Source organism: Streptomyces sp. NPDC036815, assembly GCF_055609205.1.
This window is the reverse complement of the sequence record NZ_JBVJPW010000019.1, coordinates 26,035-51,248: the sequence shown is the minus strand read 5'-3', so window position 1 is coordinate 51,248 and position 25,214 is coordinate 26,035. Positions and strand designations below refer to the sequence as shown.

The window sequence follows — 25,214 nt, the reverse complement described above, 5'->3', positions numbered from 1 at the left end:
CTCAGGCCTCGGTCGACTCGGTGGACGCGGCTTCGGCCTCGTCCGCCTTCTTGTCAGACTTCTTGGCCTTCTGGGTGATGGCCTCACCCTTGGCGTCGTCGCCCTCGAGACCCTTGGTGAAGGCCTCGAACGCGGCGCGCTTGTCCTTGGGCTCGGCAACCTTCAGCGGCGCCGGGGCGGGCAGACCCTTGTGCTTCTGCCAGTCGCCGGTGAGCTTCAGGATCGCCATGACCGGCTCGGTCGGCTGGGCGCCGACGGACAGCCAGTACTGGGCACGCTCCGAGTTGACCTCGATGCGCGAGGGGTTCTGCACCGGGTGGTACAGACCGATCTCCTCGATGGCCCGGCCGTCACGGCGGGTACGGGAGTCGGCGACGACGATGCGGTAGTGAGGCGAACGGATCTTGCCCAGACGCTTCAGCTTGATCTTGACTGCCACGGGAGTGGTGTCTCCTGGTCTTGACGTGGGTGGGCACAACAGTGATGCCGCGTGGGGTTGCGGTACTCGAGTGCCCGATGGACGCGTCAGCCGGAGGAGAGAGGGGTCCTGTGCGACTGTCGAGTACAGCTAGCCATTGTGCCATACGTCGCCGGGGCGCCCGAACCCGGGCCGGACGCCCCCGCTCCAGCTCAGCCCACGCCCACACCGACCACTTCCGGGATGCGGAACGGCTTTCCACAGCCGCCGCACATGATCGGCGCCTGGGCGAGCACGGAAGGGACGACGCGGACGTTGCGCCCGCAGTCGCAGACCGCCTTCACGCGCACGCCGCCCCCGGAGGAGCCGTGCCGGGCGGCCGGTCCCCGGAAGCTGCGCGCGGTGTCCGCCGTCGTCGCCGCGGTGTGCGCCTTCAGTGCGCGCTGGAGGCGGTCGATCGTCGGGCGATACCGCTTCTTCGCCTCGGGGTTGAGCGTGACCAGGGAGAAGCCGCTGCTGGGGTGTGGCTCCTCGGGGTGATCGAGGCCCAGCTCCTCGGCGATCGCGAGGAATCTGCGGTTGTGATATCGGCCGGCACGTGAAGTGTCGCGTACACCGCGCGAGGCGGCGATGCCATGGACTGCCTCGTGAAGCAGTCGCTCGAAGGAGAGCTCGGCGCCGCAGGCGGACGACGACTCTCCGATCAGGGATTCGGGCGCGGCAAGGTCGGGCAGCTCGGGGTGGTGCCGCTGAATGTCGGCCCACGCCTGTGCCAGCTCTGCGGCGAGAACAGGTGGTGTCGTGCTCACGTCGTGACAACGAGCCGAGTGCCCTGGGGGTTCCATTCCGGGGCATCCCAAATAATTTGCACGTACCCGTCAGTTGCCGTTGATGCGTCCGGACGAGGGCGGGTGCGCTGATCTGCGGAGAAGCCTCACAGCTCACACCAAGCCGGTACGTAGTGGCGCGTACGCCCCGGCGCGTAGGCCATGTCCTCGCGCCGGGTCTCGTGTCGCACGGGCGGGAGCGTGGACCGGGGGCGGACGCGCTGGTACCGGAGCCGCATCTCTCAGTTTCCTCGGCGGGGCGGGCCCGTGTTCCTCGGTCGGAGCGGGCCGCGGCAGCGACGTTACCCGGGGTCTCATCGGCGTCCGGCACCGCCCCGTCCCCCAACGACCGGACGCCGTACGGTCACGGCCTGCCCGGCCGGGTGTCCGGCCGTGGCGCGCAGGGGAGAGGCGGGGCTGCGGGGACGTGAATCCCCGCCCCTCGGGGGGCGCACGACGGTGGCACGCAAGCATTGCCACACAACCCCTGGACTCCACGACGGATGCGGAGTTCTCTGGCATACGGGGGGAGTGCGAGCGCACTGCACGGGGGGCGGACGAACCGTTGAATTCCGGCACGGCACGTAACTCTCGTTGGATTGGGGCGCTTTCGATGACACCAACACTCGTGCAGTCGCACCTCCCCCGCGCGGGCGCTTCGCCCCGTGTGGACCTGTGTGCACGCGCGCGTGACTGGGCGGAGATCCAGGAACGGATGCTGGTCCCGCTCTATGAAGCGGTGTACGAACGGCTCGAAGTGGGTGCCGGCACCCGGCTCCTCGGCCTCGGCTGCGGTTCCGGACTCGCTCTGCTGATGGCGGTCTCCCGCGGCGCCGCGGTCACCGGCGTCGACCCGGCGCACCCCGAACGCCTCGCTCTCGCGCGAGGGCGCCTCCTCTCGGACGGCACGGAGGACGCACGCGCGCGTGCGGACACCCGCCTCGTGGAGGGCGGCCCGGCGGACGCGGCGGAGGCGGGCCTGCCCGCGTACAACCTCGTCACCGCCATGCAGCCCATCGGCTGCACGGCGGGCGACTCCGAAGGGCTGTCCGAGCTCCTGGAGGCGGCGGCGCCGCTCGCCCGGCGCGGCAGCCCGGTGGTGCTCGCCGGCTGGGGCCCTCCGGAGCGGTGCGCGACGTCCTCCGTCCTTCGGGTGGCCACGAAGCTCGCCGAGCCCCTGCGGTCCACGGGCAGCTGGCGGCCCGCGCTCCGGGACGACCTGGAGGAGGTCGCCCACCGGGCCGGGCTCAAGCCCGACGGCTCGGGCCGGGTGGCGTGCCCCTTCGGGTACGCGGACATGGAGAGCGCGGTCCGCGGGCTGCTCTCCACGGGGCTGTTCGACGCGGCGGTGGGCGCGACGGACCAGGTGCAGGTCGACAAGGAACTGACGGAGGCGCTGCATCCGCACCGGCGCGGGGACGGGACGGTGTGGATGCCGAACGTCTTCCGCTACCTGATCGCACGCACGCCGTAGACAGACCTAAGAGTCCTTGGTCATCCGCGTGATGCCCGCCACCCGGTACGCCTGCGTCTCCTCCAGCGTCTCGTTCTCCAGCAACGCCGCGGCCAGCGCGTCCAGTTGGGCCCGGTGCTCGCGCAGCTGCCGGCAGGCGCTCTCGTAGCACTCGTCGACGATCCGCCTCATCTCCGTGTCGATCGTGTCGAGGGTCCCGGGTGCCGCGGCGAGCCCGTACGCCTGCTGGGCGTCGTTCGGCAGGGCCGAGAGGCGGCCCACCCGTTCGCTCATGCCCCAGCGGCCGACCATGCCGCGGGCGATGTTGGTGACCTGTTCCAGGTCGTTCTCCGCGCCGGTCGTGATGACTCCGTAGACGACGTGTTCGGCGGCCATGCCGCCCAGGGCGCCGGTGATGCGGCCCCGGAGGTACTCCTCGGTGTAGGCGTACTTGTCGGAGTCCGGGGTCGAGAGCGTCACGCCGAGCGCGCGCCCGCGCGGCACGATGGTGATCTTGCGGACCGGGTCGGCGCCCGGCTGCAGCATGCCGAGCAGGGCGTGGCCGCTCTCGTGGTACGCGGTGCGCCTGCGCTCCTCCTCCGGCATCACGAGCGGCCGCTCGGCGCCGAGCTGCACCTTCTCCATGGCTTCGGAGAGGTCGGACTGCGTGACCGCGTCCTGCTTGCGCTTGACGGCGACGAGGGCGGCTTCGTTGGCGAGGTTGGCGAGTTCGGCGCCGGTCATGCCCGGTGTCGTACGGGCGACCTGGGCGAGGTCGACGTCGTCGGCCAGCGGGATGGCCCTCGTGTGGATCCTGAGGATGGCCTCGCGCCCACCGCGGTCGGGCGGCGAGACGTTGACGACGCGGTCGAAACGCCCCGGCCTGGTGAGGGCGGAGTCCAGGACGTCGGCACGGTTGGTGGCGGCGAGCACGATGACACCTTCCGCGCCGGAGAAACCGTCCATCTCGGTGAGGATCTGGTTCAGCGTCTGCTCGCGCTCGTCGTGCCCGCCCATCCCGCTGCCGCCGCCCCTGGCCCGTCCGATGGTGTCGATCTCGTCGATGAAGATGATCGACGGGGCGACCTTGCGGGCCTCCGCGAAGAGTTCCCGTACGCGCGAGGCGCCCACGCCCACGATCATCTCGATGAACCCCGAGGCGGAGGCGGAGAAGAAGGGCACGCCCGCTTCGCCCGCGACGGCGCGCGCGAGCAGCGTCTTGCCGGTGCCGGGCGGCCCCGCGAGCAGCACGCCGCGCGGCATCCTGGCGCCCATCCTGCGGTAGACGTCGGGGTTCTTCAGGAAGTCGACGACGTCGTTGAGCTCGCCCTCGACCTCGTCGATCCCCGCCACGTCCTCGAAGGTGGTCCGCTTCGCCCCGGGCTCCAGCTCGACCGGCTTGGGCGGCGTCTTGCGCCCGAGCATGCCGCCCCCGCCGCCCATCCCCGCGCTCATGCGCCGGGCGATGAAGATCCACAGCACCACGAGCAGCAGCATCGGGGCGAGCGAGATCAGGAGGTTGGAGAGGAAGCTGCGCTCCTGCACCACCGGTTCGGCGGTGACCGTGACCCCGTGCTTGGTCAGGTCGTCCCAGAGCTTGTCGTCGGCGAAGGCGGGGCGCTGCGTGGTGAACTTGGTGTATTTGCCCTTGTCGCCGTCCGGCGCGGACTGCTCCTTCTTGAGCTGGCCCTGGATCGCGTCGCCCTTGGAGTAGATCTTCGTGACGTTGCCGTCGTCGACCTGCTTGCTGAACTCCGTGTACGAGATCGTCGGCTCGTCGCCGTCGTTGAAGAAGGACAGGACGAGGTTGGCGATGAGATACACGATCAGAGCCGTGAGGATCAGGCTCCCCCAGCCGCCCGGCATCTTCTTCTTCGGCGGCGGCGTGGGTGCGGGCGGCGGGGCGCCCTCGGAGCGCCACGGCTGATCGGGCGCCTGGCGCGGCGGCACAGGGTTGCTCATATCCGGACGTTACGTCAGAAAAGAGGACCGGGCACCCGCTCCGTACACCCGGGGAAACGCCGAGGGCGCCCCTCCGCGGAGGGGCGCCCCGGTGACGTACGAGACGGAACAGTCCGTGATCGGCGGGCGGCTCCGCCCGCTTCGCCGGACGTCAGCCCATGAACTTCTTGAACTCGTCGGGGAGCTCGAAGTCCTGGCCGGCCTGGCCGCCCGGCAGGCCGAAGGCGCCCCCGGCCTGGCCCGCCGCCTCGCGGCGCGCGGCGGCCTCCTGCTCCTCCTGCTTGCGCTTCATCGGGTTGCCCGACTTGCGCTTGCCCTTGGCCTGCTTCTGCTTCTTCTTCTGCTTGCCCGGGCCACCACCCATGCCCGGCATCCCGGGCATACCCGGCATCCCGCCGCCCTGGGCCATGCGGGACATCATCTTCCGCGCCTCGAAGAACCGCTCGACCAGGTTCTTCACCGCGCTGACGTCGACACCGGAACCCTTGGCGATACGGGCCCGGCGCGAGCCGTTGAGGATCGTCGGCTCCTGACGCTCGGCGGGCGTCATCGACTTGATGATGGCGGCGGTACGGTCCACGTCCCGCTCGTCCAGATTGTTGATCTGGTCCTTGATCTGCCCCATCCCGGGCATCATCCCGAGCAGCTTGCTGATGCTGCCCATCTTCCTGACCTGCTCCATCTGGGCCAGGAAGTCGTCGAGGGTGAAGTCCTGGCCCTTCTTGGAGGCCAGCTTCGAGGCCATCTTCTCGGCCTCTTGCTGCGAGAAGGTCTGCTCGGCCTTCTCGATCAGCGTGAGCATGTCGCCCATGCCGAGGATGCGGGACGCCATGCGGTCCGGGTGGAACGCGTCGAAGTCGTCCAGCTTCTCGCCGTTCGAGGCGAACATGATCTGGCGGCCCGTGACCTGGGCGATCGACAGGGCGGCGCCACCGCGGGCGTCACCGTCGAGCTTCGACAGGACGACGCCGTCGAAGCCGACGCCGTCGCGGAAGGACTCCGCCGTGTTGACGGCGTCCTGACCGATCATGGCGTCGACGACGAAGAGGACCTCGTCCGGGCTCACGGCGTCGCGGATGTCCGCGGCCTGCTGCATCAGCTCCTGGTCGATGCCGAGGCGGCCGGCGGTGTCGACGATGACGACGTCGTACTGCTTCGTCTTGGCGAACTCGATCGAGTCCTTGGCGACCTGCACCGGGTCACCGACGCCGTTGCCCGGCTCGGGGGCGTACACGCCGACGCCGGCGCGCTCCGCGACCACGCTCAGCTGGTTGACGGCGTTGGGGCGCTGGAGGTCACAGGCGACGAGCAGCGGCGAGTGGCCCTGCCCCTTCAGCCAGAGACCGAGCTTGCCCGCGAGGGTCGTCTTACCGGCACCCTGCAGACCCGCCAGCATGATGACGGTCGGGCCCGTCTTGGCGAACCGCAGGCGCCGCGTCTCGCCGCCGAGGATGCCGACGAGCTCCTCGTTGACGATCTTGATGACCTGCTGGGCGGGGTTGAGGGCCTGGGAGACCTCGGCACCGGCCGCACGCTCCTTGACCTGCTTGATGAAGGCACGGACGACGGGCAGGGCCACGTCCGCCTCGAGCAGGGCGATGCGGATCTCGCGCGCCGTGGCGTCGATGTCCGCCTCGGACAGGCGGCCCTTGCCCCGGAGGTTCTTGAATGTCGCTGCGAGGCGGTCGGAGAGAGTATCGAACACGGCGGTCGCGAATCCTCGGGTCGGGGGAAGGGGGACAGGTCGCCTTCCAGAGTATCGGTCGACCGCGGGTGCCCGGGGCTCCGGGCGGCTCTTCCTTGGCTCGGGGGGGCGAGCGCCACCGGGCCGCGCCCGCCCCGCGCTCGCGCTCAGCCCCGCAGGACCCCCTCCACCTCCCGGGCCACTCCGGCGGCCCGCTCCCCCTCCAGGGGAACCCCGTCTGCCCCCGTCACATAGAACGCGTCGACCGCGTTCGCCCCCAGCGTCGACACGTGCGCACTGCGCACCACCACCCCTGCGTCCTCCAGCGCCCGCCCGATCCGCCGCAGCAGGCCCGGCGCGTCCTGGGCCCGCACCTCGATCACCGTCGCGAGCCGCGAACCCGCCGGGGCCACCGCCACCCGGGCCGGCGGTGCGACCGTGCCGCGGCGGCGCGGGTACGCCGCCTCCCGTTCCGCGAGCCGCGCCTCGATGTCCAGGGAGCCGTCGAGCGCGCGGACCAGATCGGCCCGCAACCGTGCCGCCTGTGGCATCGAGCCGTACTCCGCCGCGACCCGCCAGCTGAGCAGCAGCACCGAGGAGGACTCGACGCCCGAGGGCAGCGTCACCTCCCGCAGCTCCGCGGTCCGCACCGCGAGCCGGTGCAGCGCGAGCACCCCGGCCACCGCGGACAGCACCCCGGGCTGATCCGGCACGGCGACCACCAACTCGACCCCGAGCGGCTCGGCCCCCTCCTCGGACTCGGCGGCCCCCGGCGTGCCCTCCGCCCGCGCCCGGAGCGCGAGCACCGGTCCGCCCGTACGGAACGCCTCCATCGCGAGCCGCTCCTGCTCGGCCGTCGGCGCCGCGTCCTCGGCCCGCGCGGGCTCGTCCCCGGACAGCAGCGCCGCGACCCGCCGCACCAGGTCGGCGACGAGCGCCCCGCGCCACGCCGACCAGGCCGCGGGCCCGGTGGCCAGCGCGTCCGCCTCGGTCAGCGCGTGCAGCAGTTCCAGCGTCCCCACCGAACCCACCGCCTCGGCGACCCCCCGTACCGTCGCGGGATCGTCGAGGTCGCGCCGGGTGGCGGTCTCCACGAGGAGCAGGTGGTGGCGCACCAGGCAGGCGACGACCGCCACGTCGCCCCCGTCGAAGCCGATCCGCGCGGCGACGTCCCTGGCGATGATCTCCCCGGCCGCGGAGTGGTCCCCCGGCCACCCCTTGCCGATGTCGTGCAGCAGCGCGGCCACCAGGAGCAGGTCGGGCCGCCCCACGCGCCGGGTGAGTTCGGCGGCCCGTACCGCCGTCTCCACCAGGTGCCGGTCGACCGTCCAGGTGTGGACGGCGTTGCGCTGCGGCCGGCACCGCACCCGCTCCCAGTCCGGCAGCATCCGCGTGATGAGCCCCTCGGCCTCCAGCGCCTCCCACACCTCGACGGTGGGCCGCCCCGCGCCGAGCAGCGTCACGAGCTGCTCGCGCGCCTCGGCGGGCCACGGCGTGGGCAGGGGGCGCGCCGCGGCGGCGAGGCGGCGCACGGCGTGCAGCGACAGCGGGAGGCCGGCCTGCGCCGCGGCCGCGGCGGCCCGCAGCGGCAGGACGGGGTCCCGTTCGGGCCGCGCGGCGCGGGCGAGCACGGCCTCGCCGTCCTGTTCGACGACCCCTTCGGCCAGCGGCGTCCGCTCGGCGACGGCCCCCCGGCCGCCGCCGAGCAGCGTGCGCAGCCTCGGCCGCCCGGCCCGCGCCCGCAGCACGCGCCCGACCTCGCGCCAGGTGACGTCGCTTGCGTACGAGACGACGCGGGCCGCCTCGTACACCTGTCGCAACAGGGTGTCCGCGTCCAGCAGGCCCAGTTCGGCGGCGACCTGGTCCTGCTCCTGGAGTGCGAGCCGGTCGGTGGCACGGCCGGTGGTCAGATGCAGTGCGTCGCGCACGTCCAGGAGTTGCCTGCGGGCGTCGGCGAGCCCCTCGCGGGGCGCGTCCGCGAGCCACGAGGCGGCGACGGCCCGCAGCGCGGTCGCGTCGCGCAGGCCACCCCTTGCCTCCTTCAGGTCGGGTTCGAGCAGGTAGCTCAACTCGCCCTGCCGCTCGGCTCGTTCCTCGCACAGCTCGCGCAGTTCGGGCAGCCGCTTCACCGCCTGGTTGCGCCAGTCGGCGAGCACGGTCGTGCGCAGCGCGGCGGTCAGCCCCGGGTCTCCCGCGACATGGCGGGCGTCGAGGAGCCCGAGGTGCACCTTGAGGTCCTCGCCGGCCGTCCGGCGCGCTTCCGCCGGTGTCCGCACGGAGTGGTCGAGGGCGAGCCCGAGGTCCCAGACGGGGTACCAGAGGCGGTCGGCGAGCGCGGCGACCTCCTGCCCGTCGGCGTTCCCGTCGTGCAGGAGGAGCAGGTCCAGGTCGCTGCGGGGCGACAGCTCGCCCCGCCCGTAACCGCCCACGGCGACGAGCGCGGCACCCCGGGGCACGCTGCCGACCGGGGCGGACCCGGCCCGGAAGAGCCCGGCCAGCCAGTCGTCCGTCAGCTCGGCGAGGGCGGCACGGCGCGGCGGCCCGGACCGCGACTCCTCGTGGAGGAGCCGCAGCCGGGCCGCCGCGTAGCCGCTGGGTCCGGAGTCTTCGGTTGTCGCTTCGGTCTCTACGTCCACACTCGTCACCCAGCAGCTCCTGTTCAGTCCCGCTCAGTTCCCTGCATCACGCCTCACACCCCCCGCGCCCCGCGCCTCCCTGCCGACACCTCGCGCCTCACAGCGCGTCGGGTCCCCGCTCCCCGGTGCGCACCCGGACAGCCGTATCGACCGGGACGCTCCAGACCTTGCCGTCCCCGATCTTGCCGGTACGGGCGGCCTTCACCACGACGTCGAGGAGTTGCTCGGCGTCGCCGTCCTCGACGAGGACCTCGATGCGAATCTTCGGCACGAGATCCACCGTGTACTCGGCACCCCGGTAGACCTCGGTGTGTCCGCGCTGCCGTCCGTAGCCGCTGGCCTCGGTCACGGTCAGGCCCTGGACGCCGAAGGCCTGCAGCGCTTCCTTGATCTCGTCGAGCCGGTGCGGCTTGACGACCGCGGTGATGAGCTTCATGCGTCCACCTTCTTGTTCTTCCGAGCCGTCTCGTCCTTCTGAGCCGTCTCGTCCCTCTGGACAGGAGCACCCGCGCCGCCCCCGAGCGGGGTGGGGAGCCCGGTGCGCGCGGCCGTGCCGCCGCCCGCCCCGCTGAAGTCGTACGCGGTCTCGGCGTGTTCCACCTGGTCGATGCCCGCGACCTCGTCGTCCTCGTCGACCCGCATCCCGATCGTCCTGTCGACGAGGAGGGCGAGGGCCGCGGAGGCGATCAGGGAGTACGCGAGGACGGCGCCGACACCCGCGAGCTGCTTCCACAACTGGTCGAGGCCGCCGCCGTAGAAGAGGCCCTGGGCCTTGGACTGGCCGCCGCCGGTGGCGAAGAAGCCGACGAGGACCGATCCGGCGATGCCGCCGACCAGGTGGACGCCGACCACGTCCAGGGAGTCGTCGTAGCCGAACCTGAACTTGAGCCCGACGGCCATGGCGCACAGCAGACCGGCGATGGCGCCGATGGCGATGGCGCCGAGCGGTGAGCAGGAACCGCCGGAGGGGGTGATGGCGACGAGGCCCGCGACGGCGCCGGAGGCCGCGCCCAGCGTGGTGAACGCGCCGTGGCGGAGCTTCTCGTAGAGGAGCCAGGCGAGCATGGCGGCGGCGGTGGCGACCTGGGTGTTGACGAACATGAGCGCGCCGACGCCGTCGTCGTTGCCGAGCCACGATCCGGCGTTGAAGCCGAACCAGCCGAACCACAGGAGGGCCGCGCCGAGCATCACCAGCGGGAGCGAGTGCGGCCGCATCGGGTCCTTCTTGAAGCCGACGCGCTTGCCGATGACGAAGATCACGCCGAGCGCCGCGGCTCCGGCGTTGATGTGCACCGCGGTGCCGCCCGCGAAGTCGATGACTCCGAGTTCGAAGGCCCAGCCGCCGGTGCCCCACACCCAGTGCGCGACGGGGAAGTACACGACGGTGGCCCACAGCGTGATGAACAGCGCCCAGGCCGTGAACTTCACGCGGTCCGCGAGGGCGCCGCTGATCAGCGCGGGGGTGATGATCGCGAACATCAGCTGGAAGACGGCGAAGACGTAGACCGGGATGGTGTATCCGTCCCAGAGCTGGTTGATGCCGAGACCGCTGAGGCCCACGTAGTCACCCTCCCAGCCGACGAGGCTGCCGTGGTCGGTGCCGAACGCGACGGAGAACCCGTACAGCACCCAGAGGATGGTGACGATCCCCAGGCTGATGAAGCTCATCATCAGCATGTTCAGGGTGCTCTTGACGCGGACCATGCCTCCGTAGAAGAAGGCGAGTCCCGGCGTCATGAGCATCACCAGGGCGGAACAGATGAGCATGAACCCGGTGTTGGCGGCAGACAGCTCGGGGGCGTCTGCGGCGATCGTGATGCCTGGGGGCATCGGCGTCTCCTCGTCTCGTATGCGGCCCGTGCGGGCGAGGCGTGCGGGGTGCCGAGGGGCCCTTGCTCGGGGAGCGCGGGGCTGTGGGCCGGTCGTGCGCCAGACATTGGCGCAGCGCGGTTTCGGCGGGCGCCCCTCGGTGTTTCGCCGCAGTGACGAAGAGGTCGTGCGTGTTACGCGGTCATGAACTGCCGGGTCGCGCGGGGGGCGGTTCCCTCTTCCGCGCGCTGGATGAGAACCGGCCGCGGCGGCCATCCGGCTGACCTGGCATGGGGGAGCCGAGTCGGGCTGTTCGGGATGGTCCTGCCGCGGCCGGGGCCGGTCGTGCCGGGCTTCAGACCGCTTCCGCGGTCTCCGGCATCTCGATGGCGAGCCGTTCGGTGATCTCCACGACCTCGGCGACGTCGCCGAAGTCCCGTACGGCGGTGTCGACGGTCTTGCGCAGGCGGGTGTTGACCCGCTCCGAGCGGACCTTCTTGGCGATGTCCAGGGCCTGTCCGGCGAGGACGGTGCCTTGCTCGGGCTCGCGCTGGAGGAGGTGGACGGTGGCCTTGCCGATGAGGTTCAGCGCGTACGAACGCTGGTGCTCGGGGTCCTTCTCGAAGAGCTCCACGGCGCGCTCCATGACGGGCTCGGCGAGTGAGGCGTACGTGGGGCTGCGGCCTGCCACGTAGGCCAGGTCGCGGTACGAGTGGGCGTTCTCGCCGTTGAGCTCGGCCTCGGAGAAGAAGCGGATCCAGTCCGGCTCGGGCCCGCCGAAGTCCTCGGCGTCGGCGAAGGTGTCCTCGGCCATCCGGACGGCCCGCTTGCACTTGCCGGGCTGGCCCATGCTGGCGTACGCCCGGGCCTCCATCGCATACAGCATGGCCTGGGTGCGCGGGCTGGCGCAGTCGCGGCTGCCGTACTGCGCGAGGTGGATCAGTTCGAGCGCGTCGTCGGGCCGGCCGAGGTGGATCATCTGGCGGCTCATGCTGGAGAGGATGTACGACCCGAGGGGCTTCTCACCCGCCTCCTTCGCGGCGTGCAGGGCGAGGACGAAGTACTTCTGGGCGGTGGGCTGCAGTCCCACGTCGTAGCTCATCCAGCCCGCCAGCTCGGCCAGTTCGCCCGCGACCTTGAAGAGGCGCTTGGAGGTGGCCTCGGGCTGGGGCTCCTGCAGCAGATCCGTCACTTCGTGCAGCTGTCCGACGACGGCCTTGCGCCGGAGCCCTCCGCCGCACTGGGCGTCCCACTGCCGGAACATCACCGTCGTGGACTCGAGCAGGTCCAGCTCGGGCTTGGAGAGCCGAGACGGGCGGCGCGGGGCGGCGGCCTCGGGGTCCCGGGGCGCCGAGGCGGACGGTGAGGGCACCAGCCAGCGCTGCATGGGCTCGATGAGGGCGGGGCCCGCGGAGAGCGCGAGCGAGGTGCCGAGGAAGCCGCGGCGGGCGAGCATCAGGTCGCTGCGCGAGAACTCGCTCATGAGCGCGACCGTCTGCGGGCCGGTCCAGGGCAGGTCGACCCCGGAGGAGGCGGGGGTGCGGTGCGCGGCGCGCAGGCCGAGGTCCTCGACGGCGACGACGCAGCCGAAGCGCTCGGAGAACAGCTCGGAAAGGATGCGGGGAATCGGCTCGCGGGGATTCTCGCCGTCCAGCCAGCGGCGCACCCGCGAGGTGTCCGTCGAGATGTGGTGGGCGCCCAACTGGCGTGCTCTGCGGTTGACTTGGCGGGCCAGCTCACCCTTCGACCAGCCGCTGCGCACGAACCAGGATGTGAGCATCTCGTTGGGGCGCTTCTCAGCGTTCACTCCGCCTCCGCCGTTGCCGCCCACTGGAACGCCCCCATCCATCAAGCCACTTGGTCGTTGTGCACGCCAAGCCCTAACAGAATGCCGCGTCTTACGGCTGTCCGTCCGGAGAATGTCACCCATCGAACAGGAAACCGACTTGCCTCCGGCATACCCACGGGTGCTCGAACTCCCAGGGCCATGCACCGAAAGTAATCCTACGATCACCCCTCTCGCGAGGGCGATTGCGGAAACGCCACCATTCGCCACCCCTTCGAATGAACTCCCGGGCCGCCACAAGCGATTCACTTGACATAGGACGGACGAAAGTGGGCGGAGCGGAGTGCACCGGGGCGCGCGGCACCGGGCGCACCACCCTTGAAGCCATCGGGCGCCGTCCCGCGACAGAGGGTCACGATCCCATTCCGTCACGTAACCGCGGCACGCTCGACCCGTTGGAGGGGGCATGGGCTTCACGATCGGCGGCACCCGGGGGACCGACAGGCCCCGGACCGGAGCACGGCGGCGCGGCCGCACGTCGGACTGCACCGCGGTCGCGGAGTACACCGGCCTGTGGGGCTGGGCCGCGGTGCCCGGCGCCCGGACCCTGGACGGCGCCTGCTCGTGCGGTGCCGCCGACTGCGCCGCCCCCGGCGCCCATCCGCTGGAGTTCGCCCCCGAGGTCCCGGCCGGGGCCACGCTCGACGAAGTGGCCGACGCCTGGGCGGAGTTCCCGGGCGCGGCCGTACTGCTGCCGGTCGGGCGCGCGTTCGACGTGCTGGAGGTGGCGGAGACGGCCGGGCGGCGCGCGCTGTTCCGGCTGGAGCGGATGGGCCTTCCGCTGGGCCCGGTGGCGGTCACGCCCGACGGCCGGGCGCAGTTCTTCGTCGCCCCCGGCGCCGCGACCGAACTCCCCCGGCTGCTCTACCGCATGGGCTGGGACGGCGCCGCCCTGGACCTGCGCGGCCTGGGCCACGGCGCCCACATCACCGCGCCCCCGTCGGACCGCGGCGGCCTCGGACCGGTCCGCTGGCTCCGCTCCCCCGCGCTCGACACGGCGACGCATCCGCCGCAGGCACGGCTCCTGCTCGGCACGCTGGCGTACGTCGCGCACCGGTCCCCGGCGTAGCCCCGGACCCGGCACGACCCTCACGACCCCATACGGAAGGGCCCCTCGCACCTGCACCGTGCGAGAGGCCCTTCTTCGCGTACGCCACAGCGTCACGCACGGAGGAGCGTGCGGGGCCCTCAGTCCCCGATGAGCGCGTCCACGAACGCCTCGGGCTCGAAGGGAGCCAGGTCGTCCGCGCCCTCGCCGAGGCCCACCAGCTTGACGGGAACGCCCAGTTCGCGCTGGACGGCGACGACGATGCCGCCCTTGGCGGTGCCGTCCAGCTTCGTGAGGACGATGCCCGTGATGTCGACGACCTCGGCGAAGACCCGGGCCTGCACCAGGCCGTTCTGGCCGGTCGTGGCGTCGAGGACGAGCAGCACCTCGTCGAGCGGGGCGTGCTTCTCCACGACGCGCTTGACCTTGCCGAGCTCGTCCATGAGGCCGGTCTTGGTGTGCAGCCGGCCCGCGGTGTCGATGAGGACGACGTCCGCGCCCTCCGCGATGCCCTCCTTGACCGCGTCGAAGGCGATCGACGCGGGGTCGCCGCCCTCGGGGCCGCGGACCGTACGGGCGCCGACGCGCTCGCCCCAGGTCTGCAGCTGGTCGGCGGCGGCGGCGCGGAAGGTGTCGGCGGCGCCGAGGACGACCGAGCGGCCGTCGGCGACGAGGACGCGCGCGAGCTTGCCGGTGGTGGTGGTCTTGCCGGTGCCGTTGACCCCGACGACCATCACGATGCCCGGCGTCTCCAGGCCGGACTCGGTCTTCACGGTGCGGTCGAGATCCGCGCCGACGAGCGTGAGGAGCTCCTCGCGGAGCAGGGTGCGCAGCTCGTCGGGGGTGCGGGTGCCGAGCACGCGCACGCGCTCGCGCAGCCGCTCGACGAGCTCCTGGGTGGGCGCGACGCCGACGTCCGCGGTGAGCAGCGTGTCCTCGATCTCCTCCCAGGTGTCCTCGTCGAGGTGCTCGCGGGACAGCAGCGTGAGCAGCCCCTTGCCGAGCGCGTTCTGCGAGCGGGAGAGCCGGGCGCGCAGCCGGACCATGCGGCCCGCGGCGGGCTCGGGGGTCTCGATCTCCGGCGCGGCCGGTTCCTCGGTGACCGGTTCCTCGACGACGACCGGGGCCGTGGCCGACGGCTCGACGAGCGGGAGTTCCACCTCCTCGATCGTGCGGCGCGGTTCGTCGCGCGGCGTCTCGGCCTCTTCGCCGACCTTCGGTTCGGCGGGAGGGGCGGTGATGGTGGGCGTGCTGGACGGGGCCTGCGGGGGCAGCTGCTTCTTCTTGCGGCTGCCGATCACGAGCCCGCCGAGCGCGCCGATCACGACCACGGCGATGACTACAGCAAGGATGACGATTTCCATAACCCGTCCAGTATCGGCCATGCCACCAAGAGAGGCCCAGATTGGAGTTTCCTCCAAAGAACATATGCCATGGGAGGGCACTACTCGGACTAAAGTACGATGGAGGTCCCCGCATCAACGCGCGTAGAGTCCATCGCGAATCACCCCCACCGGCGGATCGCGACGTTGCGATCCGAGTGAGAGGCACGGACCCACCCCCATGAGCAGCACCACCGCCGAATCCGAAGGCGCCCTCGAGACACGCGGCCTTGAGCCCGTCCCGGACGCCGAGCGCACGGGCAGGACCCGTGAGCTCTTCCCCACCTGGGTAGCGGCCAACATCAGCGTCCTGCTGCTGACCATGGGCGCGGGCCTGATCGTCTCCAACGGCCTGAACATCTGGCAGGTCCTGGTCGTCGCGCTCGTCTCGCCCCTGCTGAGCTACGGCATGGTCGGCCTGATCTCCATCGCCGGCAAGCGCGGCGGTTCGCCCGGCATGACGCTCTCCCGCGCGGTCTTCGGCCAGCGGGGCAACCTCTTCCCCGGCGCGCTGATCTGGATCGCCCGCTGGGGCTGGGAGACGATCAACGCGGTCACCGGCGCGTACGCGATCATCACCGTCCTGAACATCTGCTTCGGCGTGGAGTCGAGCACCTGGCTCACCGTCGTCACGCTGGTCGCCTTCGTCACCTGCACGTTCCTGATCAGCGGCCTCGGCCGGAAGATCCTGCACATCTGCAGCACCTGGTCGACGTACGCCTTCGGCGCCTTCAGCGTCCTGGTACTGATCTACCTCCTCGCCGAGACCGACTGGTCCGCCGTCTTCGACAAGCCCGCGGGCTCCACCGCGATGATGGTCGCGGGCGTCGGCACGATCGCCGCGGGCGGCATCAGCTGGGTGCCCACCGGCCCCGACTTCACCCGGTACCTGCCGCGCGCGGCCTCCAACAAGCCGCTCATCGGCCACGCCATCGGCGGCGCCGGCATCGTCGTCGTCCCGATGGTCCTGATGGGCGCCGTCATGGCGGTCTCCGACCCAAAGCTCTCCTCGGCGCAGGACCCGGTCTCCTTCCTCGGCGAGCTGCTCCCGATGTGGATCGCGGTGCCGTACCTCCTCATGGCGCTCATCGGCATGCTGCTGATCAACTCCATGTCGATGTACTCCGCGGGCTTCACCGCCATGACGCTCGGCATCAAGGTCCCGCGCACCTGGGCGGTGAGCGTGAACGCCGTGATCAGCCTGATCTTCGGCTACATCCTGATGAACGTGGCGACCAGCTTCATGGGTTCCTTCATCTCCTTCCTCACGCTGCTCGCGGTCGCGTTCTCCGCCTGGATCGGCGTCTTCGGCGTCGACATGCTGCGCCGCAAGACGTACGACGGGGAGGCCCTGATGGACACCAAGCGCACCAGCGCCTACTGGTACAGGGCCGGCTTCGCCTGGCAGGCCATGACGGCGTGGGCGGTCGCCCTGGTGGGTGGCCTGCTCTTCACCAAGGTCGACTGGTTCAGCGGCCCGCTCGCCACGTCCTGGATCGGCCGGCACGGCCTCGGCTGGCTGACCACGATCGTCATCGCCGCGCTGCTGTACGCGATCCTGCCGAAGACCCCGCCGGTCGAGCGGCCCGCGGCGGCCTCGGACGGCAAGGGCGAGGGCGACACCGAGCTGGTCTCCGCCTGACCCTCGCCATCTTCGGCGCGGATCGATCCAACTCCCGTACGAGGCTATCCATCTGACATCGCGTCAACTAACGTCCCCCTTCGCCGCCCACGCACGGTGAAGGGGGACGTTTCCATGCCCGCCACAGTCGTACGTTTCAACCTCGTCGATCCCGCGGCGACGCCCGCATCCCTGAGCGAGCGCTACCGGACCGCCCTGGAGATGGCCGCCTACGCCGACGACCGCGGCATCTCCACCGTCCAGACCGAGGAACACCACGGCGCGGAGAACAACTGGATCTCCTCGCCGTTCACCTTCGCGGGCGCCGTCTTCGGCGCGACCCGGCGCATCGCGGTGACGGTGTCCGCGGTCATCGGCCCGCTGCACGACCCGCTGCGGCTCGCCGAGGACATCGCCGTACTCGATCTTCTGAGCGCCGGCCGCCTCGTCACGGTGGCGGGGATCGGCTACCGGCCCGAGGAGTACGAGCAGGCGGGCGTCGACTGGGCGCACCGCGGAAAGCTCCAGGACGAGCTCCTGGAGACCCTGCTCAAGGCCTGGACGGGCGAGCCGTTCCCTTACCGCGGCCGCACCGCGCGCGTCACGCCGCGGCCCTTCACCCAGCCCCACCCGCTGCTCCTGGTCGGCGGCTCCTCGAAGGCTGCGGCCCGGCGCGCGGCCCGGCTCGGCCTGCCCTTCTTCCCGAGCGCCCACCTGCCCGAGCTCGAGGCGTACTACGACGCGCAGCGCGCGGAGCACGGCACCGAGGGCTGGACGATGATGCCCGCCGCCGAGACCCCGCTCCTGCACATCGCCGACGACCCCGAGCGCACCTGGGCCGAGCACGGCGAGCACTTCCTGCACGAGGCGCGCACGTACGCCTCCTGGCAGTCCAAGGACATCCGCTCGGCGGTGAAGTCGTCGGCGACGACAGTCGGGGAACTGTGCGACGAGGGCGTCTACCGCATCCTGACGCCCGACGAGTGCGTGGCGTACGCGAAGAACGGCGCGGGCAGCCTCGTCCTGCATCCGCTCTCCGGCGGCATGCCCGTCGACGAGGGCTGGCGCAGCCTGCACCACTTCTGCGAAAACGTACTGCCCCGGCTCAAGGACAAGTGAGCACGAGTCCTTCAGCCGGGGCAGCTTCCTGAAGAGGAGGGGGCAGCGGGGTTTAGCCCATCTCCTCCAGGGCCTTGCCCTTCGTCTCCTTGACGAACTTCATGACGAAGGGGATCGAGATGGCGGCGAAGGCGCCATAGATGATGTACGAGCCGGTCAGGGACCACTCGGACATGCTCGGGAAGGTCTTGGTGATCGCGAAGTTGGCGAGCCACTGGGCGGCCGCGGCCACCCCGAGCGCCGCGGCGCGGATCCGGTTCGGGAAGATCTCGCCGAGCAGCACCCAGACCACCACGCCCCAGGAGAGGGCGAAGAAGAGCACGAAGGCGTTGGCGGCGATGATCGCGGTCAGGCCCTGCGCGTTGGGCAGCGAGACGTTGTCACCGGAGCCGGTCTTGTACGAGAACGCCCACGCCATGGTGAACAGCGCGGCCGCCATGCCCGCGGAGCCGATGATCGCCAGCGGCTTGCGGCCGATGCGGTCGACGAAGATCATCGCGATGACGGTGCCGATGATGTTCACGATCGACGTCTCGAACGAGTACAGGAACGAGCTGGACGGGTCCTTGCCGATCGACTGCCACAGCTGGTTCGAGTAGTAGAAGATCACGTTGATGCCGACGAGCTGCTGGAAGACCGAGAGCCCGATGCCGATCCAGACGATCGGCAGGAAGCCGACCTTGCCGAGGAGGTCCTTGAAGGAGGGCTTGTGCTCCCGGTGCAGGCCCGTCTCAATCTCCTGCACGCGCGCGTCCAGGTCGATGTGCTGCCCCTCGACCTCGCCGAGGACCTTCTTCGCCTCGGCCTGCCGGCCTGCCGAGATCAGGAAGCGCGGCGACTCCGGGATGATGAAGGACAGCAGCCCGTAGAGCAGCGCGGGGATGACCATGACGCCCAGCATCCACTGCCAGGCCTCGAGGCCCCCGATCTTGCCGCGCTGGTCACCGTCGGCCATGTTCAGGATGCCCCAGTTGACCAGCTGGGAGACGGCGATGCCGATGACGATCGCGGCCTGCTGGAACGAGGCGAGGCGGCCGCGGTAGGCGGGCGGGGCGACCTCGGCGATGTACGCAGGGCCGATCACCGAGGCCATGCCGATGCCGATGCCGCCGATGAGGCGCCACACGGTCAGGTCCCAGGCCGCGAAGGGCAGGGACGAGCCGATCGCGCTGGCCGCGAAGAGCACGGCGGCGATCTGCATGCAGCGGATGCGGCCGATGCGGTCCGCGATGCGGCCTGCGATGGCGGCACCGACGGCACAGCCGAGCAGCGCGGTCGCGATGATCCAGCCGAGCATGTTGGCGTCGACGTCGAAGCGGTGCTGGATGGCGACGGTCGCGCCGTTGATCACCGAACTGTCGTAGCCGAAGAGGAAGCCACCCATCGCGGCGGCCGCCGTGATGAAGATGACATGTCCGAGATGGTCCGGGTGGGCCTCTCTGGCTCCGGACTGAGGCGCCTGCGATGTGCTGGTCACGTGTACTCCTCGGGCCACCGGCAGCGTTGCCGGGGGTGGGGGCGAGCTCTTCAAGTGGCGCACAACTTCACGCCGCCCACCACCTGAAGGTAAAAGCAATGTTGCAGAGACTATGCCTTCAAGTTTCGAAGTCAATAGGGGGGCTGCTGTGAAGTTGCGGGCACTCTGAGCTTGCTGATGTTCAAGTCTTGAAGTGTTGAAGAGCGCCTAGCGGAGCCGCTGGCTGATCACCTTCGAGACGCCGTCACCCTGCATCGAGACGCCGTACAGCGCGTCGGCGACCTCCATCGTGCGCTTCTGGTGCGTGATCACGATGAGCTGCGAGGCCTCCTGCAGTTCCTGCATGATGCGGATGAGCCGCTGCAGGTTGGTGTCGTCGAGCGCCGCCTCGACCTCGTCCATCACGTAGAACGGACTGGGCCGCGCCTTGAAGATCGAGACGAGCAACGCCACGGCCGTCAGGGACCGCTCGCCGCCGGACAGCAGCGAGAGCCGCTTGACCTTCTTGCCGGGCGGCCTGGCCTCGACGTCCACGCCGGTGGTGAGCATGTTGTCGGGGTCGGTCAGGATCAGCCGCCCCTCGCCGCCGGGGAAGAGCCGGGAGAAGACACCCTCGAACTCGCGGGCCGTGTCGTAGTACGCCTCGGTGAAGACCTGCTCGACGCGCTCGTCCACCTCCTTCACCACCTGGAGGAGGTCGGTCCGCGTCTTCTTCAGGTCTTCGAGCTGCTCGCTGAGGAACTTGTGCCGCTCCTCCAGCGCCGCGAACTCCTCAAGGGCCAGCGGGTTCACTTTTCCGAGCTGCTGATACGCCCGTTCGGCTGACCTCAGCCGCTTCTCCTGCTCGGCCCGGACGAAGGGCACCGGCCCGCTCCGCGGATCGTCGGCAGCGGGCAGCTCCTCACCCTCGGCGGGGGGCGAGGCCGGTACGAGCTGATCCGGACCGTAGTCCGCCACGAGTCCCGCCGGTTCCACACCGAGCTCCTCCAGCGCCTTGGCCTCCAGCTGCTCGATCCGCAGCCGCTTCTCGGCACCCAGTACCTCGCCGCGGTGAACTGAATCAGTCAGTTTGTCGAGTTCGGCCTTGAGGTCCCTGCCCCGGCCGCGCTCGGCCACCAGATCCCGCTCCCGCGCCTCCTTGGCACGCTCGGCCGCGGCCCGCTCCTCCTGCGCCCGTACGAGGGAGACCTCGACGTGGGCGAGCAGCTGGCGCCCGCCGGACGCGACGGCCCCGGCCACCGCCGCCTCGTGGCGCAGCCGGGCCCTGCGCTGTTCGGCACGCGCGCGTGCCTCGCGTTCGGCGCGGGCGGCCCGGTCCAGGGAGTCCGCGCGGCCCGCGAGCGCCTTGACCCGCTCCTCGTGCGTACGGGCCTGGAGCCGGGCCTCCATCTCCGTCTGCCGGGCGTTGGCCCCGTCGGCGGCGAGCCGGTCGCGCGCGGCGGTGTCCGGCTCCTCCTCTCTTTCTCCCGAGGGAGAAGCCTCCTCGGCGACGGCGAGCCGCTCGGCGAGTTCCTCGGCCTCCTCCAGAGCCCTGTCCAGCGCGTCCTGCGCCTTCGCCGCCGCGGCGGCGGACCGCTCGGCCTCACCCGCGGCGCCCCGCGCCTGCCCGGCGAGCCGCCCCAACTGCTGCGCCACGGCGGACTTCTCGCGGTCGGCGGCCCTGCGCCGCTCCCCCAACTCCTCGACCAGCGCGGCACATTCCCTGCGCCGCTCCCCGGCCCGCTCCTGATCGAGGGCCAACTGCTCGCACCGCCCGCCGAGTTCCGCCAGCTCGGCGGCGGCCTCGTCGACGGAGGCCTGCACTTCGAGCAGGCTCGGCGCCCCCGCGGACCCGCCCTGCGCGAAGTGCGCCCCGAGCAGGTCCCCTTCGGCGGTGACAGCGGTCAGGCCGGGGTGTGCGTAGACCAGGTCCTCCGCGTCCTCCAGCGTGCCCACGGCGACGATGCCGCGCAGCAGCCGCCGCACGGCGGGCAGCAACTCCTCGGGCCCCCGTACCAGATCGGCGACCAGCGGCGGCCCCTCCGGGCGTACCTCACGCGCCTGGTCCGGGGCGCCGCCGAGCAGCAGCGCGGCCCGCCCGGCGTCCTGCTTGCGGAGCAGGCGGATGGCCTCGGCGGCCGTGCTCGGACCGCTCACGGCGACGGCGTCGGCGCAGGCGCCGAGCGCGGCCGCGACCGGGACCTCGAAGCCGGGGGCGACGGTGAGCAGCGCGGCGGCCGGGCCGAGCAGCCCGGTGAGCTGCTCCCCGGCGGCGAGCAGCGCGCCGGTGCCGTCCTTGCGCCGCAGGCCGAGCGCGAGCGCGTCGTGCCGGGCGGCGACCGCGGCCCGCTTGCGCTCGGCGCCGGTCGCGGCCTCCCGCGCCTCGGTCAGCGCGGCCTCCGCCTCGGCGAGCTCCCGCTTCGCCGCGTCGTGCCGCTCCCCGAGCTCCGCGTCGTCCGCGTCGAGCCCGTCGACCTCGGCCTTGAGCTGCTCGTACTCCTCCTGGGCCGTCACCGCGCGCTCGGCGGCCTCGTCCCGGGCGGCGGCGAGCCGGTCGATCTCGGCCTGGGCGGACGCCGCCCGCGAACGGGCCGCGCCGACCTGTCCGCTCAGCCGGGCGAGCCCTTCGCGCCGGTCGGCGATGGACCGCGCCACGTCCTTGAGCCTGCGCTCCTCGACGGCCAGTTGCCGTTCGAGCTCGGCCCGGTGGGCGACCGTGTCCTCCAGGGCGTGTTCGGCGGCCGCGAGCGCGGCTTCGAGCTCGGCCTCCTGCTCGCGGATGCGGGCGGCCTCGCGCTCCATGTCCTCGGGGTCGCGGCCGCGCCGCTCCTCGGGGGGCGCCGCGGTGGCGCTCTTGACCCGGGCGTCGGCCAGCGAGACGGTGCCGCGCACCCGCTCGGCCAGCTGGGACAGCTCGTACCAGGTCTGCTGGGCCCGCTGCAGACGCGGCGTGAGGCGCCGCACCTCGCCCTCCAGCTCCGCCTCGCGCTGCAGGGCGGCCTTCAGCTCGGCCTCGGCGCTCTCCTTGCGCTGCTTGAGCGCGGCCTCGTCGGCTACCTCCGCGTTCAGCGTCTCGCGCAGCCGTACGAGATCGTCGGCGAGCAGGCGCAGGCGGGCGTCGCGCAGGTCGGCCTGGATGACGGCGGCCCGGCGTGCGACGGCGGCCTGCCGGCCCAGCGGCTTGAGCTGGCGCCGCAGCTCGTCGGTGAGGTCCTGCACGCGCGCGAGGTTGGCCTGCATCGCGTCCAGCTTGCGGAGCGCCTTCTCCTTGCGCTTGCGGTGCTTGAGGACGCCCGAGGCCTCCTCGATGAACGCGCGCCGCCCCATCGGGTCGGCGTGCAGCACCCCGTCGAGCTGGCCCTGCCCGACGATGACGTGCATCTCCCGTCCGATGCCGGAGTCGGAGAGCAGTTCCTGGATGTCCAGGAGGCGGCAGGTGTCGCCGTTGATCTGGTACTCGCTGCCGCCGTTGCGGAACATGATCCGCGTGATGGTGACTTCGGCGTACTCGATGGGCAGGGCGCCGTCGGAGTTGTCGATGGTGAGGGACACCTCGGCCCGGCCGAGGGGGGGCCGCCCGGTGGTGCCGGCGAAGATGACGTCCTCCATCTTGCCGCCGCGCAGGGACTTGGCGCCCTGCTCGCCCATGACCCAGCTCAGCGCGTCCACGACATTGGACTTGCCGGAGCCGTTGGGACCGACGACGCAGGTGATGCCCGGCTCGAACTTCAGCGTCGTGGCGGACGCGAAGGACTTGAAACCGCGCAGGGTCAGGGCCTTGAGATGCACGCCGTCGGACTCTACCTTTCAGTGGCCGTTTCACCGATGAAGGTGCAGGGCACATCAGACGGTAAAGGAAGCGGCATATGCGGGAACGCATGCGGGAGCGGGAAAGAAAGAAGGGACGCCGAAGCGTCCCTTGCAGATCTTGAAACAAGCGGCTGACACGAACAGCCTGACCAGTTGCTTATCAGGGACGCATGTTCAGAAAGCCCCTGTGAATTCGTGATCGATTAGTGGTCAGGTGAGCGCAGGCTCCGCCTGGGGTACGTCGATGCTCTCGAGGAGCGATTCGTGAGAAGCGGCAGCCGCGAGCGCGTCGTTCTCCGCCTGGATCCGACCGAGCTCGGATTCCAGGTCCTGTACGCGCTGCTGGAGCCGTCGCATCTCGGCGAGGAGTCGCGGGTCGCTGCCGCCGACGTAACCGAGAAGCGCCTTTGCCATGATGGATGGTCCTCCACACTGAGTGACCGACCGAAGCGGTGTGGGTCGTGAGGGAATCGCACCCGCGGTGCTTGGCACTCATTGTTCTGCTGGGGTCTTGCTGGCCGTTCTCACATGCCAAACAGCTAAGGTGCGCGGGGCTTCCAGAGTCTCACCAAAAAGTTTGACGGTCAACACGATCACACCCCGTATTGGCGGGCGGCCCGGGGGCAAGCGGCCCTGGAACGGGCGGCGCTGCGACTCCTTCGGGGCCCTGGGGGCGTGGAGATCATCCTTACCTGCGGAGCCTGCCACGGCAAGCGGTTCTTGGCAACCACCAGGCTTTTTCTGCCTCAGGCAGTTGCCCCGGACACTCGTCCCGCCCCCCGTCGCCCCCGTCCTGGGACGTCTCGCCCGGTCACGGTCACCGGATGGCGAAGGTCTCGTATATGCCACGCGGTGTGTCCCAGATCTCGGTGACTCCGTCGACCCGCCCGGGTGTGTCGCCCTCGCGGAGCCAGTCGAGCAGTTTCTGGCAGCCGGCCCGGGGCCCCTCGGCGACGACCTGTACGCGGCCGTCCTCCAGATTGAGAGCAAAACCACTCAGGGAACCGATCTCCAGCGCCTTGGCCCGCGTGAACCAGCGGAATCCCACGGCCTGTACGCGTCCTCGCACCCAGGCGGTGAGTCGCACGTCTTCATTCATGGCTGCACGCTAACCGGCCAATTGCTCAGGAGACACTTCGTGCCCATGCGCCATCGCGTACAGTCGCGACTCGATGAGCCTCACCCATATGGGTGAGTCACGTTGATCATAAGGACGAAAGGCCAGGAGATGGGACGCCACCGACGCTCCGGCGCTGGACAGGCCGCCACCCCTGAGAATCCTCCGGGGACGGTGTCGCACCGCCGCAAGGGCCGTGCCTCCGCTCCGGTCCGCACGGGTCTGCTCGGCGTATCGGCCGCCGTCGCGATGGGCGCCGTCGCGGTCGCCGCGGGCGTGCTCCCGGGGTCCGACAGCTATCGGCTGGGCGGCGGGAGCGACTCGGGCAAGGTACGCTCCGCGGCCGCGCCGACGGAGGTGGACGCCCAGGGCGGCTCGGGCGACCGGGCGGAGCCCGCCGAGCCGACGCCGAGCCGTGGCACCGCGCGCTCCGAGGCGCCGGCGCCCACTCCCTCCAAGGCCGCCCCGAAGCCGTCGAGGACCCCGGCAGGGAAGCCGACGCCCAAGGCTCCGAAGCCGCACACCGACCAGAAGAGGTCGACGCCGCCGAGCCCGTCCCGTACGCCCGAGAAGGCGCCCGCCACTCCCCCGGCGAACTCCCGGCCCTCCTCCGACGAGGTCAAGGCGGAGGCCGAGGTGATCACCCTGGTCAACCAGGAGCGGGCCAAGGCGGGCTGCCGCCCCGTACAGGCCGACGACCGGCTCGCGGCGCTGGCCGGTGCCTTCAGCGCCGACATGGCCGAGCGCGACTTCTTCGACCACACCGACCCGGACGGCGCGACGCCGTGGGACCGCGCCGACAAGGCGGGCATCTCCGGCCTGGGCGGCGAGAACATCGCGCGCGGACAGGCCGACCCCGAGTCCGTGATGGCCGCCTGGATGGACAGTCCGGGCCACCGCGCCAACATCCTCAACTGCGACTACAAGACCCTGGGCGTCGGTGTGCACTTCGCGCCGGGCGGCCCGTGGTGGACGCAGGACTTCGGCTTCTGACGGCCGGGCGCCGCCGTCCGCGCCGCCGCTGGC

Annotated in this window: 18 protein-coding genes; 5 read left to right on the top strand and 13 right to left on the bottom strand. The window is 71.2% G+C overall.

The window, feature by feature from the left end:
- Position 1: 1 nt before the first annotated feature.
- Together rpsP and ACZ69I_RS30010 are read right to left on the bottom strand one after the other, a co-directional pair.
- Positions 2–439 carry a 30S ribosomal protein S16 gene (gene rpsP, locus ACZ69I_RS30015; protein WP_150186450.1) on the bottom strand — a complete coding sequence of 146 codons (438 nt, stop codon included), beginning with the start codon at positions 437–439 and terminating at the stop codon, positions 2–4.
- A gap of 191 nt (positions 440–630) precedes the next feature.
- Complete coding sequence (locus ACZ69I_RS30010) at positions 631–1,227, bottom strand: hypothetical protein (RefSeq protein WP_361720674.1); 597 nt, start codon at positions 1,225–1,227, stop codon at positions 631–633.
- A 631-nt stretch (positions 1,228–1,858) separates the two neighbouring features.
- Between ACZ69I_RS30010 and ACZ69I_RS30005 the strand changes: the two genes are divergently transcribed.
- Positions 1,859–2,719, top strand: a complete 861-nt coding sequence (locus ACZ69I_RS30005) for an SAM-dependent methyltransferase (RefSeq protein WP_470835718.1) — start codon at positions 1,859–1,861, stop codon at positions 2,717–2,719.
- Between the two features lie 6 nt (positions 2,720–2,725).
- Here the strand turns inward: ACZ69I_RS30005 and ftsH are convergent, their stop codons facing one another.
- The 6 genes from ftsH to nsdA all read right to left on the bottom strand — a co-directional run bounded on the left by ftsH (position 2,726) and on the right by nsdA (position 12,620).
- Complete coding sequence (gene ftsH / locus ACZ69I_RS30000; RefSeq protein ID WP_470835716.1) at positions 2,726–4,660, bottom strand: ATP-dependent zinc metalloprotease FtsH; 1,935 nt, start codon at positions 4,658–4,660, stop codon at positions 2,726–2,728.
- Between the two features lie 151 nt (positions 4,661–4,811).
- The gene (ffh, locus tag ACZ69I_RS29995) at positions 4,812–6,365 is read right to left on the bottom strand and encodes a signal recognition particle protein (protein ID WP_467671786.1); all 1,554 of its coding nucleotides are present in this window, start codon (positions 6,363–6,365) and stop codon (positions 4,812–4,814) included.
- Positions 6,366–6,511: 146 nt separating this feature from the next.
- Positions 6,512–8,989 (bottom strand): [protein-PII] uridylyltransferase, encoded by a 2,478-nt coding sequence (locus ACZ69I_RS29990; RefSeq protein ID WP_470835715.1) that lies wholly within the window; start codon positions 8,987–8,989, stop codon positions 6,512–6,514.
- 88 nt (positions 8,990–9,077) lie between these two features.
- Positions 9,078–9,416: a P-II family nitrogen regulator gene (locus tag ACZ69I_RS29985; protein ID WP_467671782.1), complete on the bottom strand. Its 339-nt coding sequence runs from the start codon at positions 9,414–9,416 to the stop codon at positions 9,078–9,080.
- Complete coding sequence (locus ACZ69I_RS29980) at positions 9,413–10,810, bottom strand: ammonium transporter (RefSeq protein ID WP_470835714.1); 1,398 nt, start codon at positions 10,808–10,810, stop codon at positions 9,413–9,415. Before ACZ69I_RS29980 ends, ACZ69I_RS29985 begins: the two co-directional genes overlap by 4 nt.
- Before the next feature lie 334 nt (positions 10,811–11,144).
- Positions 11,145–12,620, bottom strand: coding sequence for a transcriptional repressor NsdA (nsdA, locus tag ACZ69I_RS29975; RefSeq protein ID WP_467671778.1), 1,476 nt, complete (start codon positions 12,618–12,620; stop codon positions 11,145–11,147).
- 421 nt (positions 12,621–13,041) lie between these two features.
- Between nsdA and ACZ69I_RS29970 the strand changes: the two genes are divergently transcribed.
- Positions 13,042–13,704 (top strand): bifunctional DNA primase/polymerase, encoded by a 663-nt coding sequence (locus tag ACZ69I_RS29970; protein ID WP_467671776.1) that lies wholly within the window; start codon positions 13,042–13,044, stop codon positions 13,702–13,704.
- 119 nt (positions 13,705–13,823) lie between these two features.
- On the opposite strand, the gene ftsY is transcribed toward ACZ69I_RS29970, so the two are convergent.
- On the bottom strand, positions 13,824–15,047 hold the full coding sequence (gene ftsY, locus ACZ69I_RS29965) for a signal recognition particle-docking protein FtsY (RefSeq protein WP_470835713.1): 1,224 nt from the start codon (positions 15,045–15,047) through the stop codon (positions 13,824–13,826).
- Between the two features lie 199 nt (positions 15,048–15,246).
- On the opposite strand from ftsY, the gene ACZ69I_RS29960 reads away from it, so the two are divergent.
- Both ACZ69I_RS29960 and ACZ69I_RS29955 read left to right on the top strand, forming a co-directional pair.
- Complete coding sequence (locus ACZ69I_RS29960) at positions 15,247–16,707, top strand: purine-cytosine permease family protein (RefSeq protein WP_470835711.1); 1,461 nt, start codon at positions 15,247–15,249, stop codon at positions 16,705–16,707.
- A 114-nt stretch (positions 16,708–16,821) separates the two neighbouring features.
- Positions 16,822–17,805 (top strand): LLM class flavin-dependent oxidoreductase, encoded by a 984-nt coding sequence (locus ACZ69I_RS29955; protein WP_470835710.1) that lies wholly within the window; start codon positions 16,822–16,824, stop codon positions 17,803–17,805.
- A gap of 52 nt (positions 17,806–17,857) precedes the next feature.
- Here ACZ69I_RS29955 and ACZ69I_RS29950 read toward each other — a convergent pair whose 3' ends face one another.
- The 4 genes from ACZ69I_RS29950 to ACZ69I_RS29935 all read right to left on the bottom strand — a co-directional run bounded on the left by ACZ69I_RS29950 (position 17,858) and on the right by ACZ69I_RS29935 (position 24,170).
- Positions 17,858–19,282, bottom strand: coding sequence for a sugar porter family MFS transporter (locus tag ACZ69I_RS29950; RefSeq protein WP_467671768.1), 1,425 nt, complete (start codon positions 19,280–19,282; stop codon positions 17,858–17,860).
- A gap of 207 nt (positions 19,283–19,489) precedes the next feature.
- Positions 19,490–23,050, bottom strand: a complete 3,561-nt coding sequence (gene smc, locus ACZ69I_RS29945; RefSeq protein WP_470835709.1) for a chromosome segregation protein SMC — start codon at positions 23,048–23,050, stop codon at positions 19,490–19,492.
- Between the two features lie 231 nt (positions 23,051–23,281).
- On the bottom strand, positions 23,282–23,485 hold the full coding sequence (locus ACZ69I_RS29940; protein ID WP_055551056.1) for a hypothetical protein: 204 nt from the start codon (positions 23,483–23,485) through the stop codon (positions 23,282–23,284).
- Between the two features lie 403 nt (positions 23,486–23,888).
- A complete protein-coding gene (locus ACZ69I_RS29935; protein ID WP_361720632.1) occupies positions 23,889–24,170 on the bottom strand; it encodes an acylphosphatase in 282 nt (93 codons plus the stop codon).
- A 192-nt stretch (positions 24,171–24,362) separates the two neighbouring features.
- On the opposite strand from ACZ69I_RS29935, the gene ACZ69I_RS29930 reads away from it, so the two are divergent.
- Positions 24,363–25,181, top strand: a complete 819-nt coding sequence (locus ACZ69I_RS29930; protein ID WP_470835707.1) for a CAP domain-containing protein — start codon at positions 24,363–24,365, stop codon at positions 25,179–25,181.
- The last annotated feature ends 33 nt before the right edge of the window (positions 25,182–25,214 follow it).

Coding starts and splice junctions, on each gene's coding strand:
- ACZ69I_RS29955 (WP_470835710.1), top strand. CDS start 16,822: ATGCCCGCCACAGTCGTACGTTTCAACCTCGTCGATCCCGCGGCGACG.
- ACZ69I_RS29935 (WP_361720632.1), bottom strand. CDS start 24,170: ATGAATGAAGACGTGCGACTCACCGCCTGGGTGCGAGGACGCGTACAG.
- ACZ69I_RS29940 (WP_055551056.1), bottom strand. CDS start 23,485: ATGGCAAAGGCGCTTCTCGGTTACGTCGGCGGCAGCGACCCGCGACTC.
- ACZ69I_RS29985 (WP_467671782.1), bottom strand. CDS start 9,416: ATGAAGCTCATCACCGCGGTCGTCAAGCCGCACCGGCTCGACGAGATC.
- ACZ69I_RS30005 (WP_470835718.1), top strand. CDS start 1,859: ATGACACCAACACTCGTGCAGTCGCACCTCCCCCGCGCGGGCGCTTCG.
- ftsH (WP_470835716.1), bottom strand. CDS start 4,660: ATGAGCAACCCTGTGCCGCCGCGCCAGGCGCCCGATCAGCCGTGGCGC.
- ACZ69I_RS29970 (WP_467671776.1), top strand. CDS start 13,042: ATGGGCTTCACGATCGGCGGCACCCGGGGGACCGACAGGCCCCGGACC.
- ACZ69I_RS29960 (WP_470835711.1), top strand. CDS start 15,247: ATGAGCAGCACCACCGCCGAATCCGAAGGCGCCCTCGAGACACGCGGC.
- ACZ69I_RS29980 (WP_470835714.1), bottom strand. CDS start 10,810: ATGCCCCCAGGCATCACGATCGCCGCAGACGCCCCCGAGCTGTCTGCC.
- ftsY (WP_470835713.1), bottom strand. CDS start 15,047: ATGGAAATCGTCATCCTTGCTGTAGTCATCGCCGTGGTCGTGATCGGC.